8 protein-coding genes are annotated in these 6,696 nt (G+C 60.5%); 2 read left to right on the top strand and 6 right to left on the bottom strand.

What is annotated here, in order from left to right; translation table 11 throughout:
* Positions 1–333 (top strand): ABC transporter ATP-binding protein (locus C9413_RS25525; protein ID WP_170251068.1); only part of this gene is annotated, 333 nt, incomplete at its 5' end.
* A gap of 19 nt (positions 334–352) precedes the next feature.
* Positions 353–1,291, top strand: coding sequence for a dihydrodipicolinate synthase family protein (locus tag C9413_RS25530; protein ID WP_039845759.1), 939 nt, complete (start codon positions 353–355; stop codon positions 1,289–1,291).
* Here the strand turns inward: C9413_RS25530 and C9413_RS25535 are convergent.
* The 6 genes from C9413_RS25535 to C9413_RS25560 all read right to left on the bottom strand — a co-directional run.
* A complete protein-coding gene (locus C9413_RS25535; RefSeq protein ID WP_039845760.1) occupies positions 1,288–2,319 on the bottom strand; it encodes an L-idonate 5-dehydrogenase in 1,032 nt (343 codons plus the stop codon). The genes C9413_RS25530 and C9413_RS25535 overlap by 4 nt on opposite strands.
* A gap of 14 nt (positions 2,320–2,333) precedes the next feature.
* On the bottom strand, positions 2,334–3,740 hold the full coding sequence (locus tag C9413_RS25540) for a TRAP transporter large permease (RefSeq protein WP_039845761.1): 1,407 nt from the start codon (positions 3,738–3,740) through the stop codon (positions 2,334–2,336).
* Between the two features lie 4 nt (positions 3,741–3,744).
* Positions 3,745–4,317 carry a TRAP transporter small permease gene (locus C9413_RS25545; protein ID WP_039845762.1) on the bottom strand — a complete coding sequence of 191 codons (573 nt, stop codon included), beginning with the start codon at positions 4,315–4,317 and terminating at the stop codon, positions 3,745–3,747.
* Positions 4,318–4,380: 63 nt separating this feature from the next.
* Positions 4,381–5,355 carry a sialic acid TRAP transporter substrate-binding protein SiaP gene (locus C9413_RS25550; protein ID WP_039845763.1) on the bottom strand — a complete coding sequence of 325 codons (975 nt, stop codon included), beginning with the start codon at positions 5,353–5,355 and terminating at the stop codon, positions 4,381–4,383.
* A 23-nt stretch (positions 5,356–5,378) separates the two neighbouring features.
* A complete protein-coding gene (locus C9413_RS25555; protein ID WP_039845764.1) occupies positions 5,379–6,131 on the bottom strand; it encodes a FadR/GntR family transcriptional regulator in 753 nt (250 codons plus the stop codon).
* A gap of 113 nt (positions 6,132–6,244) precedes the next feature.
* A partial coding sequence (locus C9413_RS25560; RefSeq protein ID WP_170251069.1) for an Ldh family oxidoreductase occupies positions 6,245–6,696 on the bottom strand: 452 nt, incomplete at its 5' end.

Consider the following 6,696-nt stretch of genomic DNA (forward strand, 5'->3'; position numbering starts at 1 on the left):
GACCTGGCGGTGGTCGAATATATCTGCGACCGCGTGATCGTGCTCTATCTCGGGCGGATCATGGAGATCGCACCGAGCGCCGATCTCTATGCCAGGCCGCAGCATCCCTATACCCGCGCCCTGCTCTCGGCGATCCCCTCGCCTGACCCGGATGCCCGGCGTAACCGGCAGATATTGAAGGGCGACATTCCAAGCCCGGCCAATCCGCCAAGCGGCTGCGTCTTCCGGACGCGCTGTCCAAAGGCGCTGGATGCCTGCGCCCGGACCGTGCCGGAACTGCGCGAAGTGGCCCCTTCGCATTTCAAGGCCTGCATTCGAGACGACCTGAATTGATCGGCAAAAGGAGCATTCGGTGACAGCGAAAAGGCGGCATCCGATCGGCGGGAACTGGGCAAGCCTTCTTTTGCCGATCGAGACAGACGACAGCATAAATTTCGAAAAGCTCGGCGAGGAAATCGATATTCTGATCGCAGCCGGCGTCGACGGCATTTATTCGAACGGTACGGCGGGCGAATTCCATAACCAGACCGAAGCGGAATTCGACCGCATCCAGTCCATGCTCTGCGAGCGTTGCACGAAAGCCGGAATGCCCTTCGTCATCGGCGCATGCCAGCCGGATGCGATGATCCAGCTGGACCGCGTCCGGCGTGCAGCCTTCTTCAGGCCGCTTGCCATTCAGGTGATCCTGCCGGACTGGTGGCCGGTCAACGATCTCGAAGCTGCCGATTTCCTGGCGAGGGCATCTAAGGTCGCCGATGGGATTGCGCTGATCCTTTACAATCCGCCGCATGCCAAACGCGTTCTGACGCCGAGCGAGCTTGCAAATATCTGCATCCCCTGCCCTGATATCGTCGGCATCAAGCTTTCCGATGGCGGCGCGCACTGGTATGGCGAAGCGCGGAAATACCTCCAGGAATTCTCGCTCTTCGTACCCGGCCATCACCTGGCGACCGGCATGAGTAAAGGCGTGGCTGCAGGCGCATTTTCCAACGTCGCCTGCCTCAGCCCGCGCGGCGCGCAGCGATGGACCGATCTGATGAAGACCGACCTCGAGGCGTCATTGGAAGCCGAACGCCGGATCTGCAAATTCATGGACGAACATATCGTCCCCTTCCGCCAGAAGGCCGGTTATTCGAATGCTGCGCTCGATAAACTGCTGAGCGCAATCGGCAATTGGGGACCTGTCGGAACTCGGCTGCGGTGGCCCTACCGCGCCATCGACGAGGCGGAGGCGACGCGGCTCAGCGAGATCGCGCGCGACGAGCTGGGCGAGCTCTTTTTTGCTCCCTAAAACACCAGCTGCACCTTGCAGGCAGCCGAACGATCGCCGGCCTGTTCGAAAGCATCCAAAGCGCGTTCGAGGGGAAAGCTGTGGCTGATGACCGGACGGATGTCGATCTGCCGGCTGGCAATCAATGCCACCGCATCCTTGAATTCGCTGTGAAAGCGTTGCGAACCGTGGATATGCAGTTCCTTGCCGACCAGGGCGTTGAGCGGAATGGCTATGTCGCCGGTCACGCCCACCTGCACGATCGTGCCGCGCGGCTTGACCGACGCAATCGCAAAGCGGATTGCCGGTGCTGCGGCTGAGCATTCGAATGCAAGGTCGAAATAGCCTTTGCCGGCTTCGTAGGGCGCGAGCGCAGCCTGATCTTTTGCGTTGATCGTTTTGTCCGCTCCCATTGCGCTTGCGCGCCGGAGTGCTGCGTCAGCGAGGTCGGTGACGACGATTTCCGCAGCCTGATGATAACGCGCCGCGGCAACGGCAAGACATCCTATCGGGCCGGCGCCGGTAATCAGCACCTTTTTTCCCGCGACTTCGCCCGCGCGTGACGCTGCATGCAGGCAGACGGCAAGCGGTTCGGCGCATGCCGCTTCGGCCGCATCGACATCTCCTAAAACAGCAACGCATTGCACCGCCGGCACGACCAACCACTGGCGAAACATGCCTTGCTCATGGGGAAGCCGCATGGCGCTTCCCATGAAGCGCATGTCGAGGCAGTGGATCGGCTGCCCGCGCTGGCAATATTCGCACGATCCGCACGGCTGGCTCGGATTGATGGCGACCAGGGTGCCCTCAGGCAGGGCCACTCCGGCGCCCGCCGTCTCGACGAAGCCGGACGCCTCGTGTCCGGGAATGATCGGCTCGCGCACGCGCACCGGCCCGAAGCCGCCGTCCTGGTAGTAATGGAGGTCGGAGCCGCAAATCCCTGCAGCCGCCATGCGCAAGAGCACTTCGCCTTCGCCCGGTTCCTGCACGGAGCCTGCCTCGACCCTCAGGTCGCGTGCGCCGTAAAGCCGGGCAAATCGCGTCTGCATAGGCTTTCTCCCCATTACTTCAGCAAGCCGAGCTGCTGCGGCAGCCAGAGCGAGACCGACGGGATGAAGGTGATCAGGATCAGTGCGACGAACAGCGGAACGAGCCAGGGCAGGATCGCCATGGTCGTGCGCTCGACGGAGAGTTTTGCCACCCGTGAAAGGACGAACAATACCATTCCGAGCGGCGGATGAAGCAAGCCGATCATCAAATTGAGCGTCATGATCAGGCCGAACTGCACGGGATCGATCTGGAACTGCATCACGATCGGCAGCAGGATCGGAACAAGGATGGTGATCGCCGCGATCGTATCCAGGAAGCAGCCGACGAAAAGCATCAGCAGATTGACGAGGATCAGGAAAACCCACTTGTTGTCGGTGATCGACAGGATCGCCGTCGACAAGAGCTGCGCGGCCTGGCTGACTGTCAGCAGCCAGGCAAAGACCGAGGCCGCGGTGACGATGAAGAGGACCGAGGCCGTGGTCTCGATCGTATCGAAGCTCGCCTTGGCGAGCGTCGATAGCGTCATGGTGCGGTAGCGCACTAGCCCCAGGAAAAGCGACCAGAGCACCGCCGCGACTGCCGCTTCCGTCGGCGTAAACCAGCCCATTGTCATGCCGCCGATGAGAATGACCGGCGTCATCAGGGCCATGACCGCTGAAAAGGAGAAATACCAATCCAGTGCCAGAAGCGCGGCAAGCGCGATGCCGACCGACACGTTCATCGACAAGCCGGCAAGTATCATGAGGTAAATCGCGACGGGAACGAGCAGCACCACGACGATTTCCAGCGACGCCGACAGAAGCTGCTTGACATCGAAGGGCGCATCCGACCCCCAGCTCCGCGCATAGGCGAATCCGGCAACGGTCACCATCATCAGAACGGTCATGACGATGCCGGGCAGAATGCCGGCCATGAACAGGGCGCCGATCGAGACGTTCGCCATCATGCCGTAGATGACAAAGGGCAAAGACGGCGGGAAGATCGGTCCGAGCGTCGCCGAGGCCGCCGTGACGCCGACGGCTGCTTCAACCGGGTAGCCGTGGTCCTTCATCGCCTTGATCTCGATGGTGCCGATCCCGGCGGCATCCGCAAGCGCGGTTCCGGACATGCCGGAGAAGATCACAGAGCCTATGATGTTGACCTGCGCGAGGCCGCCCTTCATCCAGCCGACGAGGGCGACCGCAAACGAATATATACGTCCGGTCACCCCTGCCGAATTCATCAGGTTGCCGGCGAGAATGAAAAACGGGACGGCAAGCAGCGGAAAACTCTCGACGCCGGCAATCATTCGCTGGGCGACGATGATGTCGGGCGCGACACCGTAAAGGACGATATAGAGCACCGAGGCGGTCGCCATCGAGATCGCGACCGGCACGCCGATGACCATCAGCAGGAGAAACGAGCCGACAAGCAGGAGCATGTGATCAATCCTCGATTTTCTGGAATTCCTCGGGCCGCTCCAGGACGGAATAGCCGCGGCGCATATTGGCAACGAAGACCACGATGGCGCGCAGCAGCATCAGGACGAATGCGGCAAAGACGCTGTAAAAAACGATGTTGCGCGGCAGCGCGATGGTCACCATCTCCTCCCCGGCGACAATCTGCACATAGCGCCACATCAGATGGCAGCCGTAGGCAAAGAAGGCGATGCGGACGACATCGACGAAGCTGGCAAGGATCCTCGCCATCCGCTGCGGCATGTAGTGGTAGAACACGTCCACCTGTATGTGGCGCGAGGTTCGCACGCACATGACCGAACCGAGAAAGACGACGCCGATCAGGCAGTTGATGGCTATCTCTTCCGTCCAGGCATAGCTGTCGTTCAATACATAGCGCGTGAAGAACTGCAGAAAGACACAGCCGGTCATGAGCCAGAAGACGATCAGGGTGATCCAGTCCTCCGGGGCATAATCCGAGGCTTTTGCGATCGGAGCCGCGCCTTCGAACGTATGGGCAATCTCGTCTGGGGTGATCTGGGTGTGGACTTCTTGCGACATGGGGAACGTCCGTTTTCGCCGGAAAGGAGGATGCGGCGCTCAATGGCGCCGCGTCCTTTGCGATTACTGGATAGCGCGGATGGCTTCCCAGTCGGTCTTTTCGTAGCCGAAATCCTCGAAGGCCACTTTCTCGGCAACTGCCTTCTCGAAGTCGGCCTTGTCGACTTCCGTCACGTTGAGCCCCTTCTCCTTGAAGGTGGCGATGAGGCCCTTTTCCCGTCCTTCGATAGTCTTCGTGGTACGCTCTGCAGCTTCCCGCATCACGGTCTCGAAGATTGTCTTGTCCTCGTCGGACAGGCTCGACCACAGGGTCTTGGAAACCACGGTGTTCAGATGATCGACGATATGGCCGGTCAGGATGATGTTCTTCTGAACCTCGTAGAATTTCTTCGCCTCAATCGTCGTCAGCGGATTTTCCTGTGCCTCGACCGTGCCATTCTGAAGCGCAAGATAGACCTCGGCAAAGGCGATCGGCGTCGTGTTTGCGCCGCAGGCGCGGGGCATTGCAAGATAGGCAGGAACGTCGGGAACGCGGATTTTGAGACCCTGCATGTCGGCGCATTTGGCGATCGGCTTGTTCGAGGTCGTCTGGCGCGTGCCGTAATAGCTGACGGCAGTGATATGGTTGCCGGTCTTGTCTTCGTAGCCCTGTGCAAGGCGCTTGAAGACATCGCTCTTGGTGTAGGCGATCAGATGTTCCGGGCCGCGGAAGATATAGGGATAGTAGGTGACGCCGATCGGCTTGTAATCGCGCGCGGCAAAGCTCGAGCCGGAAATGATGATATCGACGGTGCCGAGCTTCAGTCCCTGGTTGATGTCCGCTTCCTTGCCGAGCTGCGAAGCGGGATAGACCTCGATCTTGTAGCGCCCGCCGGTGCGCTTGTTGATCTCCTCGGATGCCCAGACCGAATCCGTGTGGAAGGGTTCGGACGTTTCATAGACATGGGCCCATTTCAGGACCGTCTGTGCATGTGCGCCAACCGTCGTCGCCATGATGGCGGCTGCGGTGCAAACTATCGTAGCCAGTCTGATCTTCATCGCTCTTTCCTCCCGAGCTTGCGTTAGATCTTTGCATTCCTCCGGGCCGCAGCGCGGCCGCCTTCGTCTTCCCCGAAAAGCTCCTCCCCGAAGCTTTCGGAAAACCTCTTCTGCGATCGGTCGAGATGCGTCCGCATGGCCTGTTTGGCGGCAGCGGGGTCATTGGCGGCGATCGCATCTCTGATGGCGCGATGCTCCTCCATCGCGCGCGTCCACGAATCCGGTCCCTCGAAATGGCTCGCCAGCTTTTCGAAATACGGCGTCATGCGCTGATCGTAGATTTCGCCGGTGAAGCGGATGAGCACGGCATTTCCGACGATGCCGGCAATTGCCGTGTGAAAGGCGCGGTCGATTTCGAGCGCCGCATCGGTATCGTTCACAACGCTTGCCATCTGCTGCAGGTTCTCGTCGAGCAGTGCAATATGACCGGCGGTCGCGCGCTGCGCAGCCTCCTCGGCGATCGCGCATTCGATGATGGAGCGGGCCTGCAGCAGCTCGAAAGGCCCTTCGAACGGTTCGCGCTCCGGCTGAGCGGGCTGAACGGTGTGCTTGCGGGCGACATATATTCCCGAGCCCATGCGGATATGCACGAGCCCTTCCACTTCCAGCACGATCAATGCTTCACGAATGGTCGGACGCGAGACGCCCAGCTTTTCGGCAAGTTCGCGCTCCGGCGGGAGGCGCTGGCCAACGGCCAGTTCGCCAGTCGCGATCATCGAACGAATTTGGTCCGCCACCTGCCTGTAAAGGCGGCGCGATTCAACAGCCGAAAACATCTAGCCTCCCCGGCGCATTTCTCCTCAAACGCGCAATTGGCCAAGTGGCCTGACCAATTCATCCATTCGTAACATTGATCGTCTCGTGCGTCAATCCGACGCAAGGACGGGCTCTATGGATTAAACGGCGGTTGCAGAGCATAACGTGCGGCAAGTGCGGCAAAGGATTGCGCTGTCGCAGGGTCGAGTTCGACACCATTTTTCTCGCGGTCCTCGGCAACTTTCCATTCGCGGTCGCCTGGCGCCATGACGTTCAAGTCATCGCGGGCCGGCGAATTGCGCAGCGTCTCCAGATAACGCGTCATGGCAGCGTCGAACTGGTGTTTGTCCAGGAAAGCCTCAGGCTTCATCGCCAGGACGAAGGCGCCCAGTCCGCGCGGTGTCGAGAAGTCCGGACCGGGCATTGGCGCAATGTCGAAGCTCAATTTCATGCCGGTCAGGACGGCGCTGAGGATTTCGGAGATCCCGGCCAACCCGGCCCCCTTGAAGCCGAATTCACCGCCAAGCGGCGCCAGCATATTGGCCTCATCCGGGTCGGTGGTATCGTAGCCGCGGCTGTCCGAAG

The organism is Rhizobium sp. SEMIA 4085 (genome assembly GCF_013004495.1).
Classification (GTDB): Bacteria; Pseudomonadota; Alphaproteobacteria; order Rhizobiales; family Rhizobiaceae; genus Rhizobium; species Rhizobium gallicum.

Coding starts and splice junctions, on each gene's coding strand:
- C9413_RS25545 (WP_039845762.1), bottom strand. CDS start 4,317: ATGTCGCAAGAAGTCCACACCCAGATCACCCCAGACGAGATTGCCCAT.
- C9413_RS25540 (WP_039845761.1), bottom strand. CDS start 3,740: ATGCTCCTGCTTGTCGGCTCGTTTCTCCTGCTGATGGTCATCGGCGTG.
- C9413_RS25550 (WP_039845763.1), bottom strand. CDS start 5,355: ATGAAGATCAGACTGGCTACGATAGTTTGCACCGCAGCCGCCATCATG.
- C9413_RS25555 (WP_039845764.1), bottom strand. CDS start 6,131: ATGTTTTCGGCTGTTGAATCGCGCCGCCTTTACAGGCAGGTGGCGGAC.
- C9413_RS25535 (WP_039845760.1), bottom strand. CDS start 2,319: ATGCAGACGCGATTTGCCCGGCTTTACGGCGCACGCGACCTGAGGGTC.